This window comes from Vagococcus sp. WN80Y, from assembly GCF_059621045.1.
This window is the reverse complement of the sequence record NZ_JCAQHY010000043.1, coordinates 1-933: the sequence shown is the minus strand read 5'-3', so window position 1 is coordinate 933 and position 933 is coordinate 1. Positions and strand designations below refer to the sequence as shown.

Sequence of the window (933 nt, the reverse complement as noted above, 5' to 3'; positions counted from 1 at the left end):
TGTCAGCCATATTAGCAGGAATCTTCGCTGGCATTGCTTTTAAGTGATAATTATTATCTCTGTCATGCAAAATTAGGTGACAGGGATCGTACAAGTATCAAAGAAAGGAAGAAAAATGATATGACCTATGATTTTACTACCAGTCGCGATCGTTTGGCCGACGGCTCAGCTAAATGGCGTCAAATGCGCGACAGTTACCCTGATTTACCAACAGATATCGTGCCCTTATCCGTAGCCGATACTGATTTACTTCATCCACCAGAGCTGATTGAGGGCTTGAAGACTTACCTTGAGTCCATGGTTTTAGGCTATACCCAACCGACTGACAGCTATTATGAGGCCGTGATTAACTGGATGGCGCGCCGTCATCAGTGGCAGATTGAAAAAGACTGGCTGGTTGTCTCACCGGGCATCGTGACGGCTCTTTACCATTCAGTGAAAGCCTATACGGAGGTAGGCGAGGGGGTCTTGATTTTATCCCCTGTTTATTATCCTTTTAGAGCGGCCATTGAAAAGTCAGATCGTAAGGTGATCGCCAGTTCTTTAGTCAATCAAAACGGTCACTATACCATTGATTTTGTGGACCTAGAAGCTAAAGCCAGCTTGCCTCAGACGCGCTTATTGATTTTTTGTAGCCCGCATAATCCGGTGGGCCGTGTCTGGCGCCAAGCGGAATTAGAAGAAGTCGACCGAATTTGTCGTCAGCATCAGGTAGTGGTTGTTTCCGATGAAATCCATTTCGACCTGATTTCACCGGGCTTTCAGCATACCGTCTTCAGTACCTTGTCGGCAGAGGCGCAAGCCAATTCAGTGATTCTAACCGCACCGAGTAAGAGCTTTAATCTGGCTGGCCTCCAAACAGCGAATGTCGTGATCGCTAACCCTGAATTGCGGGAGCGATATACCGCCGTTCAAGGAGCCGACGGCTTTCAC

Annotated in this window: 1 protein-coding gene; it reads left to right on the top strand. The window is 47.5% G+C overall.

What is annotated here, in order from left to right:
• Positions 1-33 precede the first annotated feature (33 nt).
• A partial coding sequence (locus AC5KOD_RS02550) for a MalY/PatB family protein (RefSeq protein ID WP_496912974.1) occupies positions 34-933 on the top strand: 900 nt, incomplete at its 3' end.